The following is an 18,032-nucleotide window of genomic DNA, read 5'->3' as shown; positions in this document are numbered from 1 at the left end:
ACACCGACCGCCGACGAGGCTCATAACTGGAATCGTCGCCTTCACTGACTTGTTATCAAGCCGTCGCCACCGACCTGGTCGGAGTCGATGGCTAACCTGAATCGTGTGAGTGCACGTAAGACGGCTGCGGGAGCCAGGACAGAAACCCATCTCGGACTGGTTCGCCGTGCACGCCGCATGAACCGTGAACTCAAGGTCGAGTTCCCACATGTGTACTGCGAATTGGACTTCACCAACCCGCTCGAATTGTCCGTCGCGACCATCCTGTCGGCGCAGTGCACCGACGTCCGCGTGAACCAGGTGACGCCCGCGCTGTTCGCCAAATACCGCACCGCCGACGACTACGCGGGTGCTGATCGCACCGAACTCGAGGAGATGATCCGCTCGACCGGCTTCTACCGGAACAAGGCCAACTCGATCATCGGGCTCGGGCAGGCACTCGTCGAACGTTTCGACTCCACGGTGCCGCACACCCTGAAAGAGCTGGTCAGCCTTCCCGGATTCGGCCGCAAAACCGCCAACGTCGTGCTCGGCAACGCCTTCGACATCCCGGGCATCACCGTCGACACCCACTTCTCGCGTCTCGTGCAGAGATGGGGGTGGACCACCGAAACCGATCCGGTCAAGATCGAGCACGCCGTCGGCGAGCTCTTCGAGCGCAAGGAATGGACCAACCTCTCGCATCGCGTGATCTTCCACGGACGGCGCGTGTGCCATGCGCGCAAGCCCGCGTGCGGCGTCTGCGTGCTCGCCAAGGACTGTCCGTCCGTCGGACTCGGTCCGATGGACAAAACAGAGGCGGCAAAGCTCGTGAAGGGGCCGGAAACCGACCACATCCTCGAACTCGCAGGGATCTCCGCGTAGTGGGCACATCCGCGACGACATCGGGACCCGACGCCCCGACCCCGCACGACGACCCACCGCCGCAGCGTCGAGGCAGCCGTTTTCCGTCCTCACTGCGCTGGACCCTGGTGTTCTTCGTCGTCATGGTCGCGTTGATCGTCGCCATCTGGCCGCGCGATTCGGGATCGTCGAACAACCTCGGCAGCCCGACCGACAACTCAGGTGTCGCGGCGGTCCCCGACGCTAAGGTCGACGACGCCACGCTCGCCAAGGCGCGTGCCGACGCCGCCGTCGAACCCTGCCCGAACAACGGCTTGCCCGAATCGAGTGGCGCAGTGCTTGCGGGCGTCGTCGCGCCGTGTCTGGCGACCGGAAGTGCTTACAACCTCGGCGCAGGAACCGCCGGAAAGCCCGTGCTCATCAATATGTGGGCGGTGTGGTGCCTGCCATGCCGGCGCGAACTACCGGTACTCGCCGAGTACGCGCGGCGCGCGGGCGATCGGGTTACGGTGCTCACCGTGCATGCCGAACAGGGCGCGGGGAATCCGTTCGCGGTCTTGACGTTCCTGCGCGAGGTCGGCGTCCATCTCCCGACGGTCCTCGACGTCGACGGCAAGGTCGCAGCGGCACTTCGGGCACCGAGAGTCTTCCCCTCGACCATCCTGCTCCGACCCGACGGGACCATCGCCACAACACTTCCCAAGGAGTTCGGCAGCGTCGACGAGGTTGCCGACGCCGTGCGCGACGCCACCGGTGTCGCCACGTGACGCGCACCGATCAGCCGTCGCAGGAGCCGCACGTCGGGCAACTTGTCGACACAGCGAAGGTTCCTCCGTGGTTGCGGCAGCTCACCGGCAATGTCTCGGCCGTGACCGACAGCGTGCTCGATCGTGGTGGTGACCGCTCTCGCTGGGCGTCGATGCTGCGTCGCGACCGACGCGCGGCGTCGGTGCTGATCCTGTTCTCCGGCTCGTGGGATGCCGACCCCGACTATCCGGGCGGCCTGCCCGCCGACGCGGAGGTGCTGCTCACCGAGCGCGCCCCGACGCTGCGGCAGCACAGCGGGCAGGTGGCTTTCCCCGGCGGCTCGTTCGATCCGGGCGACGACTATCCGGTCGGTACCGCACTGCGCGAAGCGACCGAGGAGACCGGACTCGAGGCGAGCAGCGTCGACGTCCTCGCGAATCTGCCGAGCTTTCCCGTGCCGGTGTCCAATTTCGAGGTGACCCCGGTTGTCGCGCATTGGCGTGAACCGGGGCCGGTCGACGTCGTCGACTCCGCGGAGACGTCGCGGGTTGTGCGGGTGAACCTGCGGAAGATGTTGGCAGCGCAGAACCGTTTTCAGGTGCAGCGCTCGGTGCTCGGTGCGCGCGCCTATCGCGGTCCAGCGTTCTTCGTCGACGGACTTCTGGTGTGGGGCTTCACCGGCGGGCTCATCGCGGCGATCAGCGACGCGTCGGGGTGGGACGTCCCGTGGAACCACGACGACGTCCGGCCTCTCGAAGAGGCGATAGCTCGGGCGGGATCGCCTCAGCTGAGCGGATTTCCGACGCTGAGCCGCGCTGTCGACCACGGTGACGGGGATGCCGAGACGTCCGAGGATGCAGCTCGGTGAGCGGGTCGACGTGGGTTGACGTAATCGTCATCGCACTCGCATTGCTGGCTGCTCTGAGTGGATGGCGACAGGGCGCGGTGGCGTCGGGGCTGGCGGTCGTCGGCGTGATACTCGGCGCGATCGCAGGCATTTTGATTGCGCCACATGTGCTTTCGCGGATCGATGATCGGAGTATGCGGCTCGTCGTCGGGGTCGCGCTGCTGGTGGTGTTGGTGATCATCGGCGAGACGTCGGGCATGGTGCTCGGGCGCGCGGCCCGGGGCGGGATCAGGTCGACGGCGCTGCGGCACGTCGACAGCGTGATCGGGTTGATGCTGCAGGTGGTCGCGGTGTTGGTCGCGGCCTGGTTGCTGGCGATTCCGCTCGGACGCGCGTCGTCGCCCGAGATCGCAAGCGCGGTACGCGGATCCACGATCCTGGGTGGCGTCGATTCATTCGCCCCGACGTGGCTGCGGGATTTCCCGACCCGCGAGCTGGGGCCGATGCTCGACGATTCGGGTCTACCCCAGGTGATCGGCCCGTTCGTGCAGACTCCGGTCGCGAACGTCGGCCCGCCCGACACATCGCTCGAGGATTCCGCCGTGGTTTCGCGGGTGCGTCCGAGCGTCGTGAAGATCGAGGGTGTCGCCCCGAGCTGCCAGCAGGCGTTGGAGGGCAGCGGATTCGTCGTCTCGGCCGAGCGGGTCATGACCAACGCGCACGTCGTCGCGGGTACCCGCAGACTGACGGTGCAGACCGTTGGCGGCGACTCTCTTGCCGCGAAAGTGGTGCTCTTCGACAGCCGCAACGACATCGCGGTCCTCGACGTCCCCGGATTGCGCGTCAGCGCACTGCAATTCGACGACTCGTCGGCGAAGCCGGGAGCCGACGCCATCGTGCTCGGCTATCCCGAGGCCGGGCCGTTCACGTCGACCGCGGTGCGCGTGCGCGAGACGATCAACCTGTCGGGGCCGGACATCTATCGGACCGACCAGGTGCTGCGCGAGGTGTACACGGTGCGTGGCACCATCCGGCAGGGCAATTCCGGCGGACCGATGATCTCTCCGGACGGCGACGTGCTCGGCGTCGTCTTCGGTGCCGCCGAGGACACCGCCGACGACACCGGCTTCGTGCTCACCGCCAAGCAGGTGAAGTCCGACCTCGACGCCTCCGAGCGCCGCACCGCCCGCGTGAGCACGGGCCAGTGCGTGCATTCCTGACGCACACTCGGCCGTAGGAAGCGCACAGTCGACGGGTTTTGCGGTCGAGCGTGCGCTCGAGAGCGTCGACTGTGCGCTAGTCGTCGCGGTCGGTGTGGGCGAGAAGGTCGCCGAGCAGCTTGCTGACCTCGGCGGGCCGCTCCTGGTGGGCGAAGTGGCCGCTGCCGGGGATGGGGCGGTAGTCGAAGTCCGAGGCCCATTCGGCGCTGGCACCGACTGATTCGTCGGTGATGTAGGGATCGTCGACGCCGCGCACCGCGAGGACCGGGATGGACAACTGCTTCTCCATGAGGTCCATGAAGCGGACGCCGTCGGGTCGGAATTGCGACCGGAACACCCAGCGCTGGTACTCGAGGCTGCAGTGTGCCGCTCCGGGTATCTGGATCGCGGATCGGTTCTTGTCGACGGTGTCGGTGTAGTCGTCGGTGTCCTGCCATCCGAGGCCCGACCGCTCGGCGAAGTACTCGCCGATGAATGCGCCGTTGTGTCGGGTCAGTCGTCGTTCGGCCATGCGCGGCACCTGATTGCTCAAGAAGTTGCCGAGAAACGACGACCGCTGCTCGGCGTCGCGCAACACGTCGCGCCGCAGAACCCGCGGATGGGGTGAGGAGATGACCGCGATCGCGCGCACGGCGCGGGGGTGCAGCGTGGCGGTTGCCCAGCATGCCAACCCGCCGTCGGCATGGCCGATGAGCGTCGCGGACGTATGTCCGAGCGCACGGACGAGTCCGTTGGTGTCGCCGGCCAGGGTCCACCCGTCGTATCCGCGTGGGGGTTTGTCGCTGTCGCCGTAGCCGCGCAAATCCACCGCGACAGCGCGGTACCCCGCCTCGGTCAGGTCGGCCAGTTGGTGCCGCCAGCTCCACCAGAACTCGCCGAAGCCGTGAAGCAGTAGCGCGAGCGGGCGGTCGGGACTCGGCGACGACGTGGTTGGACCGTCGGCTTCGACAGCGTGGAACCGCACCCCGTTGGCGCGAACGTCGAGATGACGCCAGGGCCCGGCGAACCGGACACTGGACGGGTCGGGGGCTGCGGCCAAATCTCAGGCCTCGCGTGCGGGCGGTATCGCGGGATGACTACCGCCGTGCCCGATCGCCGCGTCGTCGTGGCGGCCCGGCAGCACGTTCTGCACTTCCTTGACGCTGCTGATCGTCTTCTTCGGACCGCGGACCCTCTTGAACACGAGGTAACCGACGAACGCTGCGATCAGCGTGATGAAAACGAGGATCGCGAACACGATCAGGAACGCGAGCCAGCGCGACACCCAGTTGTCGAGCAGTTCGGCGAGGAAGAAGAAGAAAAAGAAGCTCGCGTACAGAGCCATCACGCCCGCCACGATCAGCAGAGCGGTACCGGCACCCGCCTTCTTCGCGTCGTCGACCAGCTCCGCCTTGGCCAGCGCGACCTCGGACCGGAACAGCGTCGAGACACTCGCGGTGGCGTTCTTGACCAGGCTTCCGACGCTTGCCTCGCCGGACGAGTCGCGGTCGGCGTCACTCAGCGGGATCGACGGTGTCTTCCCCCCTGCGTTGCGGTAGTCGGACCGGCCGGACTCGTTTCCACTCACAGCATCCTCCGTCTTTGGCGTTCTCCTGCCATATGTTGCCATGCGCCGGTCTCTGCGGTCGTGCCCGCCGCCACGTCGACGTGGCGTGTGGTGCGTGCCGCCCGATCATGAGCGGTGTTGTCGCAGCGTGGCGAGTGCGGACACTGCGGGATCGTGGTCGGCGATGTGCGCGTCGAGGATGTGCGCGGCTACCTCGCCCGGCAGGTCGACGAGTGCCTGGGCGAGTCTGCTGCGCGCTCGCGAATCGAGATTGTCGCTGTCTAGGAGTCGGCCGAGTTCTGTCGCGATGTCGTCGGCGGTAGCGGCGGCGTGCGCGAGATCGCGGAGCCTCTCGGCGGCGTCGACGTCATGGCTGCCGTCGACGATCATGTCGATCAGCCGCGGAATCATGTCGGCGTGACCTCGTGATCCGAGGACGAGGGTCGCGGCATCGGCGACGGCGCGGTCGGAGTCGTCGAGTGCTCGCCGCAGGAGTTCGTCGGCCGTGTCGGTGCTCAGCTTCGAGATCGCCGACACCGCGCGGCGTCGAATCTCGGGGTCTGCGGAGTCGAGCCCCGAGCCGAGAGCAGCCTCGGCGGCGGGATCTGCGGCACTGGCGAGCGCCCAGACGAGCGTGCCGGCGACATTCGTATCGGTCTCGGCCAGAACGGCTTTCGCGAGCGCCTCCGGTGAGAGTCGCCCTTCGCGCGCGGTCAGCGCGGCCCGCTGGCGTAGGGCCGCGGAGTCGGAGTCGAGATCGTGGAGCAGTTTCACCGAGTTCAGCACGTCCTCCCAGTCGGTGGGCGCGGCGTCGGCGATGCGGGTCAGGAGCGTGAGCAACTCGGTCTCGCGCGAGATTCGTTGGCGCGTCTGCGCGATGAGCTCGTCGACCATGTCTGCGGGCTCGGCGGTCCCCGGGGTGTCGAGCAGCGTCTTGATGCCCGCCAGTGGCACACCGAGCGCGCGGAGCCCGACGACGCGGAACAGCCGCGCGATGTCGTCGGGGGAGTAGTCGCGGTACCCGCCCGTCGTGCGTGTCGCGGGTCGCACCAGTCCTAGCCGGTCGTAGTGCCGCAGCATCCGGACGCTGACGCCCGAATGCCGCGACACCTCACCGATCAGCATCGTCGACGCGGACGGGTGCACCACGCAGGGTCAGTGCGCGCCGTGCCTGCTCGACCGCGTCGGCGAAGTCGCCGTCCGGGTCGTTCATCAGCTGCCGGGTGGCGTCGGCGTGAATGCGCACCGCTTCGGAGTCGCTTGCGCTCGCCGCGTCCACAACGTCGGCTGCCGACTCACCGAGGGCACTCAGCGCCCGACTGAGACTGCGCTGCACCTCCCGGTCGCCGCGGCCGAGCTCTGCGGCCAGGGCGGCTGCGAGATCGGCGACGTCTTCATCGGCAACGAGCGCGACCGCCGTCCGCCACGCGGTCCGGGCCACGTCGTCGTCCGGATCGTGCAGTAGGCCCGTGACGTGCCGATAGACACTGCGATCGCCGATCTTCGACAGCGTGTGCAACGCCTGACTGCGCGCCTGCGCCGATGTCGAATCCAACTGCGCGAGTATTCGGGGCACCGTCGCTGACGGCGGTGTCCGGGTGAGCGCCCAGGTCAGCATGTCGCGGACGAAGAAGTCGGGTTCAACGCCGCTGCAGTGGACCAGTGCGTCGACCAGCGCTGGATCGGGTTCGGTCCCCGCCGCCAGTGCCGCCCGCAGCCGCGTCGACGAATCCGGCGCCGACAGCGCGTCGATCAGTGTCTGAGTCATTGTGATCACCTCCACGACCCAGTCAAAACCCTGTCACCGTGTCAGGGTCAAGAGCAAGACCGCCTTGAGATGGGATCGCCAGACGCGGCTCGCCCGTTTTCAGTCATTTTTTCGTCGGCCGTCGACGCCGACCTGGGCTTTTGCCGGCCGGCGCCGCGCCGAATGACTGAAAACGGGCGAGCAGTACGTGCGGATCAGCCTTTTCGGCTGCGAATCGCCTCGAACACCGATGGGTCGACCAGCGTCGAGGTGTCGCCGAGCTCGCGGCCCTCGGCGACGTCCTTGAGGAGACGTCGCATGATCTTGCCCGAGCGGGTCTTGGGCAGTTCGGGCACGACATTGATCTCACGCGGCTTGGCGATCGGGGAGATCTCCACCGACACCTGCTCGCGGAGCTCCTTGACCAGCTGATCTCCGGTGTTCTCGACACCTTCGCGCAGGATCACGAACGCGACGATGCCCTGCCCGGTGGTCTCGTCGGCGGCTCCGATCACGGCGGCCTCCGCGACACCGGAGTGTCCGACCAGCGCCGACTCGACCTCCGCGGTGGAGATGCGGTGACCGGAGATGTTCATGACGTCGTCGACACGGCCGAGGACCCAGAGCGCGCCGTCGTTGTCGTAGCGCGCGCCGTCGCCCGCGAAGTACCAACCCTGCTCGGCAAATCGCGACCAGTAGGTGTCGCGGTAACGCTCGTCGTCGCCCCAGATGCCGCGAAGCATCGACGGCCACGGCTGGTCGAGGACCAGGTAGCCCTGCTCGCCCGCTCCGACGGGTTGGCCGTTGTCGTCGACGATCTTCGCCGAGATGCCGGGCAGCGGTCCCATCGCCGAACCGGGCTTGGTCGCCGTGACACCGGGTAGCGGCGAGATCATGATCGCGCCGGTCTCGGTCTGCCACCAGGTGTCGACGATGGGTGCCGAGTCGGCCCCGATGACCTCACGGAACCACTTCCACGCCTCGGGGTTGATCGGTTCGCCGACGCTGCCGAGAAGTCGGATGGAGCTCAGGTCGTGGGCGTCGGGGATCTGGCGTCCCCACTTCATGAAGGTACGGATCAGCGTCGGGGCGATGTAATACGTTGTGACACCGTACTTTTCGATGATCTCGAAGTGGCGGTGCTCGTTGGGGGAGTTGGGGGTTCCCTCGTAGACCACCTCGGTCGCGCCGTTGGAGAGCGGCCCGTAGACGAGGTACGAGTGGCCGGTGACCCAGCCGATGTCGGCGCCGCACCAGAAGACGTCGCGGCCTTCCTTATGGTCGAAGACGTAGTGGAAGGTGTAGCTGGCCTGGGTCAGGTAGCCGCCCGAGGTGTGCACGATGCCCTTGGGCTTACCGGTGGTGCCCGACGTGTAGAGCAGGAACAGCGGGTGCTCGGCGTCGAAGGCTTCTGGTTCGTGATGAGTCGACGACTCGTCGACGGTGTCCTCCCACCACACGTCGCGACCTTCGACCCAGTTCAGATCGGGATCGTGGTTGGTACGACGCACGACGAGGACCTTCTCGACGGACTTCGCGGCGTCGTCGCCGGTGCCGAGTGCTTCGTCGACGGCGGTCTTGAGAGGTGCGGGCTTGCCGCGGCGGAACTGGCCGTCGGTGGTGATGACGAGTTTGGCCTCGGCGTCGTCGACGCGGGAGCGCAACGCGCCCGCGGAGAATCCGGCGAACACCACCGAGTGGGTCAGGCCGAGGCGTGCGCACGCGAGCATCGAGACGAGCGCCTCGGGAACCATCGGCATATAGATGGCGACGCGGTCGCCGGGAACCAGGCCGATCGAGGCGAAGTAGTTGGCCGCCTTGGACACCTCGTCCTTGAGCTGGCTGTAGGTGAGGTCACGCGAGTCGCCGGGTTCGCCGACCCAATGGATGGCGACGCGGTCGCCCTTGCCCGCGGCGACGTGGCGGTCGACGCAGTTGACCGCGACGTTGAGTTTGCCTCCGACGAACCACTTCGCGAACGGCGCGTCCGACCAGTCGAGGACCTGGTCGAAATCGGTGTCCCAATCCAGGCGCCTGCCCTGCTCCGCCCAGAACTCGAGGCGGTCGGCGTCGGCGTGGTCGTAGAGCGCGGCGGTGCCGTTCGCCTGCGCGACGAACTCGGGCGACGGCGGATACACCTGTGTGGTGGGGTGTGCAGCTGTGGACATCTCTGAGCAGGGCCTTTCACTCTCGGTGTGCATTCACGCGACTCCACCCGCAGTGAGGTGGGGCGTGCCGGGGTCTCATTGTGAGGGTAGTCACGTTGGGGTGGCGTTGCAGTCGCCGGGGGACTGGCGGCACAGCTCGCGCGCCGAGCTGTCGATCGGGTGCGACGAACGGTTCACACGGCGTCTGACACCGGAACAACGATCTGGGTGATCATGTCCTCGGGATCGGCGTCGGGAGTCGGCTGAGTCAGATAGATCTCCCACACGACGTCCCCGCGAACCAGCGAGTGATCGGCAATCCATGCGAACAACTCCGCGTAGACGTCGGACAGGTAGTCGTAGTTTCCGCGGTGGTCGTAGGTGACTGCGCGACCTCCCGGCGTCTGGAACGGCGCCACGTCATCGGTCACTTCGACGACTCCGTCGACGGGGAACCCGACACCGACATCAATGGTGTCGGTGGGGAGGCCGAAGGTCAGCCCACGTGGCGGGCCGGTGATCGCCAGCCCCGACGACGCGATCGCCGCGGGCAGTCTGCCGAACGCGTCGTCGTAGAAGCCGCGCAGCGCGTCAAAGGTCACGGTCGCGCGTATCAGCGCTAGTTGCTCGGCGTCTACGGAGGTGATCTGTGGTTCCTGCGTGAGAAGAGGCATGCTTCGACGGTGTCACAGTTGGGTGGCCGCGACCGGGTATTGGCCGGGCGGGCTCCAGCTGGGTGGGGGTATTTGCGGGGTAGGTGCGCGCCGGGGCACGATTCGTGGCTGCGCCGGCATCGATTACCGTGGCGAACTGTGACTACCGACCCTCTCGCGCCGCTTGTGGAGTTGCCCGGCGTGCGCGAGGCCGCCGACCGTGCGCGCGATGCGCTCGGCGCCGTGCACCGGCATCCGGCCAATTTGCGTGGCTGGAACAACACCGCGACAGAGGCGTCGTGGCGAGCCGGCCGATCGTCTGCGGCGATCGACGGGGGGAGCGTCGAACTGAGGCGCGACGGAGACTTCGACGACCCGATCCTTGCCGGCGCGATGCGGGTGGCCCAGGCGCTCGACGGCGATTCGCTCGATGCGTTGACGTCGGTCTACCGACGCGCACCCGCGCAGGCGTTCGCGCGACTGCACATGCTGGCCGCCGCCGACCTCGTCGACGACCCCGACCTGCTCGGCCGTCCGCGACCCGGCGCCGACGTCGCGACGCGCCTCGAACTCCTCGGCCAGTTGATCACCGGCGCGACGTCGGCACCTGCACCGGTGCTCGCCGCAGTGGTGCACGGCGAACTGTTGACGCTCGACGCCTTCGGTAGCGCCAGCGGTGTCGTCGCCCGCGCGGCGTCGCGCCTGACGTCGACATCGAGTGGTCTCGATCCACACAACCTCGGCGTGCCGGAGGTGACCTGGTTCAAGAAAGTCGACGAATATCATTCGCTGGCAACAGGATTCGGTACCGGTGAGCCAGCAGCGCTGGGCGCGTGGATCGTGTTCTGCTGCGAGGCGATGGTGGCGGGAGCGACAGAGGCGAAGTCGATTGCCGACGCCGCCCGCGCGGGATGATGGCTGCCTGATTGGTGCCGGGGAGCCGGATACTGATGAGCGAAGACTTGCCCCGGACAGCACTGCGGGCGGCCCACCTGTCTCTCGACAGGTTGCCGCCCGCGTAGCACGGACCCAAGTTACCAAGCGTGCTGCGGTGGGTTGTGGTCACCGCCTCGGCGAGGGATCACGTTCTGCGAGAACAGGTCTCCTCCGTCGCGCTGCCCTTGCTCTCTGGCCCGCTCACGGCATCCGTCGATGTCGGTGCCGGACGAACTCTCGGGCCAGGCGTGGCGCTGCAGTTGTCGGAGTTGTTGCTCGAAGCCGCGATGTCGCAGGCGCACAACACTTGTGCCTAATGCGGCGTGCTCCGCGTGGGTGCTTGCCGCCCGTGCTGGGAGTGCTCGCCGGGGGGTTCGGTCCTTCTCTTCCGGATCGGACTTTGCTCGACGAGGTTTCCGTGATTTACGTTTTACACCGTGATCGGCGTCACATCAACCCCCTCGGCGCACTGCTCCACAGAACTCATTCGAGGAAGCTCGGCGGACGGGAATGTGGACCCGAACCGGGGCTCGGGATCATGCCCGAAAGGCGCCCAGCGGTCGTTTGACCCACACGGAACCCTCGCGGATTCGGTTCGACATCTTTAACCTCGATCGACGCGCAAGAGGACTAGTCGGAATATGCGCAGGTCCAGGCCTTACGCGACTCAAACGCCGTTCAGGACGAGCGACCGCTCGGCGAACTATCACAAATGCTGCAATCACTATTCTCACCTGCGGTTCACATGTGTATAGTCAGTGCTACCCGGTTCTTTATTGAACCGGCGCCTTTCAGCCCGACCCCCCGGGGCTGAAACGCGACAACCCCGGCCCCCTCCCCCCCTGGCCGGGGTTGTCCTCTGTCCGGGGTCTTTCATTTTTCGGCGCGGCGGGTGGCCGCGTTCAATCGCCGGGCTGGGCGGATCTGGACGCGTCAATCTGCGGTCAATCAATGTGATGAGCGTACACCATTGTTGAGCAGATTCAGTATAGTGAATCTGCTTACATCGAACCGCCCATCGAGGCCCGCGTGCGTCTCATCCACAAGCGCGCCTGAGTCCACAGATGTGCCCACTCCTTGCGGTGTCGGGCGTACCGGCGACCGATGCGACGCATGCTCAGTTCATGTCCGACGACCTCCTCGCCCTCGTGGCCGAACACCTGCACGACGACGTTGCCCGGTGCGCCGCAGCAGCGGGATATCGGTTGATCCCAGGTGACGCACGTGAGTGCCGACGGGACTGGCTGAGAACGCGGGCGGTCGTGCTCGATCCGCCCGCAGTCACGACACTCGCGCCGAGCTCGCTGCCACGACGTGGCGGCGTCGTGCTGATCTCCGATACTGAACCCGCTTCCGCGACGTGGCGCGGTGCGCTTGATCTCGGCGCCGTCGACTCCGCGGTTCTTCCAGAAGACGAGTCTCACCTGGTGCGGATTCTCACCGAGTTGCGGCTGCCGGCGTCACGCCAGGCAGGAGCGTTGGCGTTCATTCCGGCGCACGGCGGGGCCGGAGCGTCGACACTCGCCGTCGCGAGCGCGCTGGCCGCCGTCGAGAGCGGAGAGCGAGTGTTGCTGCTCGACATCGACGAACTCGGGGCAGGGTTGGATCTCACGCTCGGAGTAGAGGCGCGCGAAGGGCTCCGGTGGCAAGACCTCTCCTTCGACGAGGGTGCGGTCAGCGGTGCCTCGCTCCGAAACGCGTTGCCGCGCTACAACGACAGGCTCGCGCTGGTGACCGGTAGGCGTGACGACATCCGACCGCTCACCCGTGGGCCCGTGCTCGCAGCGGTAGACGCCGGTCGCGCTCATGGCGACCTCGTTATCGCAGACCTCCCGCGTGCCGATACCCCCGTGGTCCGCGCGGTGGCCGAGTCGGCCGAGTTGGTGGTGGTCGTGACGACACCGACTGTCGCGGGAACTGCCGCCGCACGTCTGCTGATCGCTCGATTGTTGACGTCGTGCCCACGCGTCGAGCTCGTGATCCGCGGGCCGTCTCCTGGCGGGTTGCGAGCGGCTCAGGTTGCCGACGCCGTCGGTGTGCCGTTGATCGCCGCGTGCCGACCCGACCCGCGCCTGGCCATGCGCCTCGAGGCCGGACGCCTGCGGGTCGCGCCGCGCAGTCCGCTGGGCCGAGCAGCGTCGGCCGTGTACTCGCGATTCACCGACGCCCGAGTGGCGGCATCATGAGTAGTGCGGCACCACAGAGGGTGTCACGGCTGCAGTCGACCAATGCGACCTCCGACGACGCTCTGATCGATCGGGTGCGCGAGCGCCTCGCCAAGGAGTCGGCCGAACCGACGGCCGCGGTCATCGCGGAGGCTATTCGCGCCGAGTCGGGTGGCGTCCTCGGCGACACCGATCTGCTTGCGGCACTGCGACATCTGCAGACCGAACTGACGGGTGCGGGCCGACTCGAAGTGCTTCTCGCCGAACCCGGCGTCGCCGACGTGCTCGTCGTCGGACCGCAGCGGGTCTGGGTCGATCGGGGCGGTGGTCTCGAACCGACAGGTATCACCTTCGATGACGACGCGGCAGTTCGACGACTCGCGAGTCGGCTGGCGCTCGGCGCTGGTAGACGTCTCGACGACGCGCAACCGTGGGTCGACGCCCAGCTCACGTCTCTCGGCAGACGCGGACTCACCGTACGACTCCACGCGGTCATCCCTCCGCTGGCCGCTGACGGCACGTGTATCTCCCTGCGGGTATTGCGCACCGCCGGAATGGATATGGCGGGACTGATCGCGTCGGGGGCGGTCCCGCCCGAGTTGGTCGAGGTGCTCGAAGCGATGGTCGCCGCACGTCTGGCCTTTCTCATTGTCGGCGGGACCGGATCGGGTAAGACGACTCTGCTGAACGCGCTGATCGGAGCGATGGCCCCGACCGATCGGGTGCTGTGCGTCGAGGACGCCTTGGAACTCGCCCCTGCGCATCCGCATGTGGTGCGTCTCGTCGCGCGAACGTCGAATGTCGAAGGGATGGGCGAGGTTCCGGTGCGTGTTCTCGTCCGTCAGGCGTTGCGAATGCGTCCCGATCGCATCATCGTCGGCGAGGTTCGCGGCGCCGAGGTCATCGACCTCCTCACCGCGCTCAACACTGGTCACGAGGGTAGCGGCGGGACGTTGCACGCGAACTCGACGTCGGAGGTTCCCGCTCGCATGGAAGCGCTTGCGGCACTTGGGGGAATGAACCGGGAAGCCTTGCACTCACAACTTGCCGCAGCTGTTCGAATAGTTGTCGGGGTGAGTCGTACGGCCGGTGGCGCGCGTGGGATCGTCGAAGTCGGACTGGTATCACGGAACGCCGACGGGTGGGTCACGATACTGCCGATCTGGCTGCGCAACAGTGGGTTCACCGATCATCGTGCCGAGTTCGACGCGATGGTCGAGGAACGCACATGAGTATCGTGCTGGCGACGCTTGCGGTCGCGGTGATGTGGTGGCCGACGAGTCGGGTCGAGCACCGTATGTCCACGCTGACGGGGATGGCGGCGACGCGGTGGACCCGGTTGCAGCCGAGCACGTTTGGGTTGATCTGCGCCCCGTTGGTGGCGTTGCTCGTCGGAGGCATCGCCGGTGCGGTGGCGGCGTCGATTGCGGTGGGACTGGTCGTCTGGCTTCGTCGGCGCAGGGCTCGGGCGGCTGAACACGAGACTCAGCGCGACGAGATGCTGACGGCTCTGGCACTGATGATCGCCGAGCTGTCGGTGGGAGCACCTCCGGCCCACGCATGTGCTGTTGCAGCGCAGGAGATCTCGCGGGGACGAGAGGTGCCATCGGAGGTGGCCGAGGGGCTGACCGTCCTGGCCGCGCGCGCAGAGCTCGGCGGGAGCGTCGTCGTCGACGAGGTGTCTGACCGTCGAGGGCAGTTGTCCGTCTCGGATTCCGGGAGTTCGGTTTCAGGGGGCTCGAGGTCGGCGGCGCAGTCGTGGCGACGGATCGCCGTCGCGTGGCGGACCGCAGAGCATTCGGGCGTTCCGATGGGGGAGTTGCTCGAGTCGCTGCGCGCCGACCTCGCCGCGCGACGCGCATTCATCGAGCGCACGCGTGCCGGTCTCGCGGGTCCGCGCGCGACCGCCGTTGTCCTGGCCGGACTTCCGCTTCTCGGGATCGCGCTGGGCCAGGCGACGGGCGCACGCCCGATCCAGGTTCTACTCGGCGGAGGTCTCGGCGGCATGCTGTTGGTGATCGGCACGGCGCTCGTCGCGGCGGGAATGGTGTGGACCGAACGCATAACCGACAGGGTGGTGCGCGGATGACGGTGCCGATGTTGCTGCTCGCAGTGGCGTTGCTGACCCTGCCGCCGCGGCGGTGGCTGCTGTATCGGGTTGTCGAGCCCCCGGATCGTCCATCGGGCGAAGCGCGGTGGCTGGGCAAGAACCGTGAGGTCGACGATCCGTTTGCCGTTGCCGCAGGCCTCGACCTGTTTGCGGTGTGTCTGCGTGCGGGTCTCACCGTCCCGGCCGCCGCGCTCGCCGTAGCGCAGACGGCGCCTGCGGTGTTGGCGGAACCGCTGACCGCTACGGCAGAGCTACTCGAGCTGGGCGCTGAGCCCGAGCGCGCGTGGTCGACGCCGCTCGGAGATCTATCCGTGCGCCGAAAGTCCTCCGACACAGACTATTTCGAACAGTTGTCGATGCTCGCTCGGCGGTCGGCTCGTGCTGGGTCGGCGCTGTCGGCTCAGGTGGGTGAGCTCGCTGCCGAGACCCGACGTCGCGCCCACGACGACGCGCATGCTCGTGCGGAGCGGGCCGGCGTGCTGGTCAGCGGGCCGCTCGGCTTGTGCTTTCTCCCGGCGTTCGTGTGTCTCGGCATCGTTCCGGTTGTGATCGGCCTCGCAGGCTCGACACTGTCCGGTCTGTAGAAACTCGATGGATCTTTTCGTGGGTTCGCAGCGTCAGAGCAGTGCAGCAACAACTAGTTCCACCTCAACCGAAAGGCACATCATGAAGATCCTTGACGCGACCCGAAGCGGAATCGAGCGAATCGCGGGTCGTACCAACGCGAACCTGACCAGATTGATCACCGACGACGAAGGCATGAGTACGGCAGAGTATGCGACAGTTCACTTTTACACCCGTCCTGACGTGCGAATTTACTACCTCTTCTCGTAGCATCAGCGCATGCCAAGCACTGCGTAAAGGAGATTAAGGGGATGACACCGTGGCCAACCGCGCTCGCGACGCTCGTCGTAGGCCTGCTCGCTGGATGGGTTGCTACGAGGAATGCGCGCAAGACTCCGCACGAGAACCTGAAGGCACTTACCGAGATTCGAGCAGCGTTGGCCGATGATGATGAGACAGCAACCATGGTGCTAAACGAAGCGATCAAGTACGAGATCGATCGCTTGGCGCGCCTGAGTGCGGCGAGGCGGAGGGGTTCGCTCGCCTACGCGCGCGAGGTTCTGCGACAGCGCCCCGTGACGGTCGCCGTCGTCGTATCGCTGGCCATCACGTTGCCTTTTTCGTTCCTAGTGACTTGGGCAGTCGTCGCGGCCGGGGCCGCAGACAGCGCCGAGGGTCTCGGCGACTACGCAAACCTGGCAGCGCTGTTCGCCGCCCTTGCGGCATTTCCTATTGGCTGCGTGACCTACGTCGTGGTCGATAGCCGTTCTCGACGCGCTGATTAAGGACTTGCGTATCGACCTTATGGACTCGCTGTCAAAGTCTCTTACAGTCCTCACGTAACCGCCCCACCGACGAAAGGACACGACATGACCGCGCCCACACCCAAGATGACCGAAGCTCGCGCCGATGCGAAGCCTGCCAAGGAACCTGTCGACGTTGAGTGACGATGTGGCTGCGTCCCCGGCCAGCAGTGTGGTCGAGGGATGTGCCCGCTCCGTGACCGCGACCATCGTCGGTTCCCTGTTCTGCGAGCAGCACGAGCACTTCGGCGACGACCAATTCGACGAGCAGGACTACACGACGTAGCAGAACCGCTCCGAAAGAGACCCTCAGCGCAAAGCTGGGGGCCTCTCGCGTGGTCACGCGCATATCGACACATGCACTCATCACGTGGGCGCTATGATCGCGTCGATGATTCAGGATTCGATCCCGTGGAAAGACGAACTACTCAAGGTTGCGAAACGCCTTGAGGCGAAGGCCAAGCAGCGGCGATGGACCGAGCGATCGGGATTTCTCGTCGAACGTGACGTGATGGTGAGTGCATATGCAATTCGCAAGCTCATTGAGGGATTCAAGGTGTCGGATGCGCTGGCGGCTCGCCAGCTTCCCGTCACGAGGTTTGACCTAAGGGGCTCGAAAGCGCCAGATGTGTTGGACAAGTATGAGTTCTGGGAACACTACAATCTCGACCACGGAATTAGGGAAACACTCTCTGTAATTGGACTTTGCAATCAGCTAATTCATAGCTGGATGTGGTCGATTTCTGCAGACGAGCAGACTACTCTCTTTAACGGGCTGTATGTGTCGTCCGATCGACAGCGCAAGAGAAGTATCTACTTCCTTTCTATCTCTGACCTCATCCAGCTCATTTACGACGTCGGCAACGAGGATGTCTACTCCAAGACAATCACTCGGAACGCTGATGGAGCAGCCTTTACACAGATATTAGGCCGTCCGTATGCCTCAGACGCTTGATCGCGCACACCGCACCAACACCTGCTGCGTCGTTGAGCGACGACGCTCGTGCAGTGTTCAGCCCTTCGCACGTGCACAGGCGGAGGTGATTGCTTCCTCAGCGATGCGTCGCTCGAGCCCGGCGCCGAACTTCTGCAAATCTATGGATGAGGTTGGCACGCTGTTCATATGAAGCCCCTATGGGGTGGACCACACCAACCCAACTGCTGCCCCTCAGAGGGGCGGGTGTGGACGCGGCAGATGTCAGGTGAAGGTGAACTTGCCGAGGCGTGGGCACACGACGTTGTGGCCGACGCGAACGGTTGCACGTCCCCTCATGTGCGAACGCAACCATGAACTCATCAGCATCCGACCCCCACCGACTTGCCGATGCGGAGGCCGAGCGCGATCGGTTGGCTGGTGTTGTCGAAGCACTGCAGAAGCAGTCTGTGGAAACTCGATGGATCTTTTCGTGGGTTCGCAGCGTCAGAGCAGTGCAGCAACAACTAGTTCCACCTCAACCGAAAGGCACATCATGAAGATCCTTGACGCGACCCGAAGCGGAATCGAGCGAATCGCGGGTCGTACCAACGCGAACCTGACCAGATTGATCACCGACGACGAAGGCATGAGTACGGCAGAGTATGCGATCGGGACGATTGCGGCAGCCGCGTTCGGGGCGATCTTGTACACAGTGGTCAGTGGTGACAATATCGTCAGCGCGCTGACCGGGATCATCACCAAGGCGCTCAACACGTCGGTGGGTTGAG

19 protein-coding genes are annotated in these 18,032 nt (G+C 66.0%); 13 read left to right on the top strand and 6 right to left on the bottom strand.

Annotation, left to right across the window (positions count from 1 at the left end; genetic code table 11):
* Positions 1-87 precede the first annotated feature (87 nt).
* The 4 genes from nth to ACRVY7_RS05605 are packed head-to-tail and all read left to right on the top strand — an operon-like array spanning position 88 to position 3,657.
* On the top strand, positions 88-864 hold the full coding sequence (gene nth / locus ACRVY7_RS05620; RefSeq protein WP_431816301.1) for an endonuclease III: 777 nt from the start codon (positions 88-90) through the stop codon (positions 862-864).
* Positions 864-1,610 carry a TlpA family protein disulfide reductase gene (locus ACRVY7_RS05615; RefSeq protein ID WP_431816300.1) on the top strand — a complete coding sequence of 249 codons (747 nt, stop codon included), beginning with the start codon at positions 864-866 and terminating at the stop codon, positions 1,608-1,610. Before nth ends, ACRVY7_RS05615 begins: the two co-directional genes overlap by 1 nt.
* Positions 1,607-2,458 carry an NUDIX hydrolase gene (locus tag ACRVY7_RS05610; protein ID WP_431816299.1) on the top strand — a complete coding sequence of 284 codons (852 nt, stop codon included), beginning with the start codon at positions 1,607-1,609 and terminating at the stop codon, positions 2,456-2,458. Before ACRVY7_RS05615 ends, ACRVY7_RS05610 begins: the two co-directional genes overlap by 4 nt.
* Complete coding sequence (locus ACRVY7_RS05605) at positions 2,455-3,657, top strand: MarP family serine protease (RefSeq protein ID WP_049700570.1); 1,203 nt, start codon at positions 2,455-2,457, stop codon at positions 3,655-3,657. Before ACRVY7_RS05610 ends, ACRVY7_RS05605 begins: the two co-directional genes overlap by 4 nt.
* A gap of 76 nt (positions 3,658-3,733) precedes the next feature.
* On the opposite strand, the gene ACRVY7_RS05600 is transcribed toward ACRVY7_RS05605, so the two are convergent.
* The 6 genes from ACRVY7_RS05600 to ACRVY7_RS05575 form a co-directional block, all read right to left on the bottom strand.
* Positions 3,734-4,696: an alpha/beta fold hydrolase gene (locus ACRVY7_RS05600; RefSeq protein ID WP_049700571.1), complete on the bottom strand. Its 963-nt coding sequence runs from the start codon at positions 4,694-4,696 to the stop codon at positions 3,734-3,736.
* Positions 4,697-4,699: 3 nt separating this feature from the next.
* Complete coding sequence (locus ACRVY7_RS05595) at positions 4,700-5,224, bottom strand: phage holin family protein (RefSeq protein WP_049700572.1); 525 nt, start codon at positions 5,222-5,224, stop codon at positions 4,700-4,702.
* A 105-nt stretch (positions 5,225-5,329) separates the two neighbouring features.
* Positions 5,330-6,328 (bottom strand): HEAT repeat domain-containing protein, encoded by a 999-nt coding sequence (locus ACRVY7_RS05590; RefSeq protein WP_431816404.1) that lies wholly within the window; start codon positions 6,326-6,328, stop codon positions 5,330-5,332.
* Positions 6,315-6,971: a HEAT repeat domain-containing protein gene (locus ACRVY7_RS05585; protein WP_431816298.1), complete on the bottom strand. Its 657-nt coding sequence runs from the start codon at positions 6,969-6,971 to the stop codon at positions 6,315-6,317. Before ACRVY7_RS05585 ends, ACRVY7_RS05590 begins: the two co-directional genes overlap by 14 nt.
* 194 nt (positions 6,972-7,165) lie before the next feature.
* Positions 7,166-9,118 carry an acetate--CoA ligase gene (gene acs, locus ACRVY7_RS05580; protein WP_431816297.1) on the bottom strand — a complete coding sequence of 651 codons (1,953 nt, stop codon included), beginning with the start codon at positions 9,116-9,118 and terminating at the stop codon, positions 7,166-7,168.
* A 173-nt stretch (positions 9,119-9,291) separates the two neighbouring features.
* Positions 9,292-9,771, bottom strand: coding sequence for a GyrI-like domain-containing protein (locus tag ACRVY7_RS05575; RefSeq protein WP_431816296.1), 480 nt, complete (start codon positions 9,769-9,771; stop codon positions 9,292-9,294).
* 138 nt (positions 9,772-9,909) lie between these two features.
* Between ACRVY7_RS05575 and ACRVY7_RS05570 the strand changes: the two genes are divergently transcribed.
* The 9 genes from ACRVY7_RS05570 to ACRVY7_RS05530 all read left to right on the top strand — a co-directional run bounded on the left by ACRVY7_RS05570 (position 9,910) and on the right by ACRVY7_RS05530 (position 18,031).
* On the top strand, positions 9,910-10,665 hold the full coding sequence (locus ACRVY7_RS05570; protein WP_431816295.1) for a Fic family protein: 756 nt from the start codon (positions 9,910-9,912) through the stop codon (positions 10,663-10,665).
* 1,145 nt (positions 10,666-11,810) lie between these two features.
* Positions 11,811-12,872 carry a septum site-determining protein Ssd gene (gene ssd / locus ACRVY7_RS05565; RefSeq protein ID WP_431816294.1) on the top strand — a complete coding sequence of 354 codons (1,062 nt, stop codon included), beginning with the start codon at positions 11,811-11,813 and terminating at the stop codon, positions 12,870-12,872.
* Entirely contained in the window at positions 12,869-14,083 is a 1,215-nt protein-coding gene (locus ACRVY7_RS05560) for a TadA family conjugal transfer-associated ATPase (protein WP_431816293.1), read from the top strand. The genes ssd and ACRVY7_RS05560 overlap by 4 nt, the downstream gene beginning before the upstream one ends.
* Positions 14,080-14,940, top strand: a complete 861-nt coding sequence (locus tag ACRVY7_RS05555) for a type II secretion system F family protein (protein ID WP_431816292.1) — start codon at positions 14,080-14,082, stop codon at positions 14,938-14,940. The genes ACRVY7_RS05560 and ACRVY7_RS05555 overlap by 4 nt, the downstream gene beginning before the upstream one ends.
* Positions 14,937-15,545, top strand: a complete 609-nt coding sequence (locus ACRVY7_RS05550; RefSeq protein ID WP_431816291.1) for a type II secretion system F family protein — start codon at positions 14,937-14,939, stop codon at positions 15,543-15,545. The genes ACRVY7_RS05555 and ACRVY7_RS05550 overlap by 4 nt, the downstream gene beginning before the upstream one ends.
* A gap of 82 nt (positions 15,546-15,627) precedes the next feature.
* Complete coding sequence (locus ACRVY7_RS05545; protein WP_431816290.1) at positions 15,628-15,795, top strand: hypothetical protein; 168 nt, start codon at positions 15,628-15,630, stop codon at positions 15,793-15,795.
* Positions 15,796-15,836: 41 nt separating this feature from the next.
* Positions 15,837-16,310: a hypothetical protein gene (locus ACRVY7_RS05540; RefSeq protein WP_431816289.1), complete on the top strand. Its 474-nt coding sequence runs from the start codon at positions 15,837-15,839 to the stop codon at positions 16,308-16,310.
* A gap of 388 nt (positions 16,311-16,698) precedes the next feature.
* Positions 16,699-17,283 carry a hypothetical protein gene (locus ACRVY7_RS05535; protein WP_431816288.1) on the top strand — a complete coding sequence of 195 codons (585 nt, stop codon included), beginning with the start codon at positions 16,699-16,701 and terminating at the stop codon, positions 17,281-17,283.
* Positions 17,284-17,797: 514 nt separating this feature from the next.
* Positions 17,798-18,031 carry a DUF4244 domain-containing protein gene (locus ACRVY7_RS05530; RefSeq protein ID WP_431816287.1) on the top strand — a complete coding sequence of 78 codons (234 nt, stop codon included), beginning with the start codon at positions 17,798-17,800 and terminating at the stop codon, positions 18,029-18,031.
* The last annotated feature ends 1 nt before the right edge of the window (position 18,032 follow it).

Origin of the sequence: Gordonia jacobaea (assembly GCF_965344965.1) — a bacterium.
GTDB lineage: Bacteria > Actinomycetota > Actinomycetes > Mycobacteriales > Mycobacteriaceae > Gordonia > Gordonia jacobaea.
This window is presented reverse-complemented; position numbering and strand designations above follow the sequence as displayed.

What these genes read in the sequence shown, in the direction of transcription:
- ACRVY7_RS05590 (WP_431816404.1), bottom strand. Translation starts at nt 6,328, where the DNA reads ATGCTGATCGGTGAGGTGTCGCGGCATTCGGGCGTCAGCGTCCGGATG.
- nth (WP_431816301.1), top strand. Translation starts at nt 88, where the DNA reads ATGGCTAACCTGAATCGTGTGAGTGCACGTAAGACGGCTGCGGGAGCC.
- ACRVY7_RS05550 (WP_431816291.1), top strand. Translation starts at nt 14,937, where the DNA reads ATGACGGTGCCGATGTTGCTGCTCGCAGTGGCGTTGCTGACCCTGCCG.
- acs (WP_431816297.1), bottom strand. Translation starts at nt 9,118, where the DNA reads ATGTCCACAGCTGCACACCCCACCACACAGGTGTATCCGCCGTCGCCC.
- ACRVY7_RS05545 (WP_431816290.1), top strand. Translation starts at nt 15,628, where the DNA reads ATGAAGATCCTTGACGCGACCCGAAGCGGAATCGAGCGAATCGCGGGT.
- ACRVY7_RS05540 (WP_431816289.1), top strand. Translation starts at nt 15,837, where the DNA reads ATGACACCGTGGCCAACCGCGCTCGCGACGCTCGTCGTAGGCCTGCTC.
- ssd (WP_431816294.1), top strand. Translation starts at nt 11,811, where the DNA reads ATGTCCGACGACCTCCTCGCCCTCGTGGCCGAACACCTGCACGACGAC.
- ACRVY7_RS05585 (WP_431816298.1), bottom strand. Translation starts at nt 6,971, where the DNA reads ATGACTCAGACACTGATCGACGCGCTGTCGGCGCCGGATTCGTCGACG.
- ACRVY7_RS05555 (WP_431816292.1), top strand. Translation starts at nt 14,080, where the DNA reads ATGAGTATCGTGCTGGCGACGCTTGCGGTCGCGGTGATGTGGTGGCCG.
- ACRVY7_RS05560 (WP_431816293.1), top strand. Translation starts at nt 12,869, where the DNA reads ATGAGTAGTGCGGCACCACAGAGGGTGTCACGGCTGCAGTCGACCAAT.
- ACRVY7_RS05530 (WP_431816287.1), top strand. Translation starts at nt 17,798, where the DNA reads ATGAAGATCCTTGACGCGACCCGAAGCGGAATCGAGCGAATCGCGGGT.
- ACRVY7_RS05575 (WP_431816296.1), bottom strand. Translation starts at nt 9,771, where the DNA reads ATGCCTCTTCTCACGCAGGAACCACAGATCACCTCCGTAGACGCCGAG.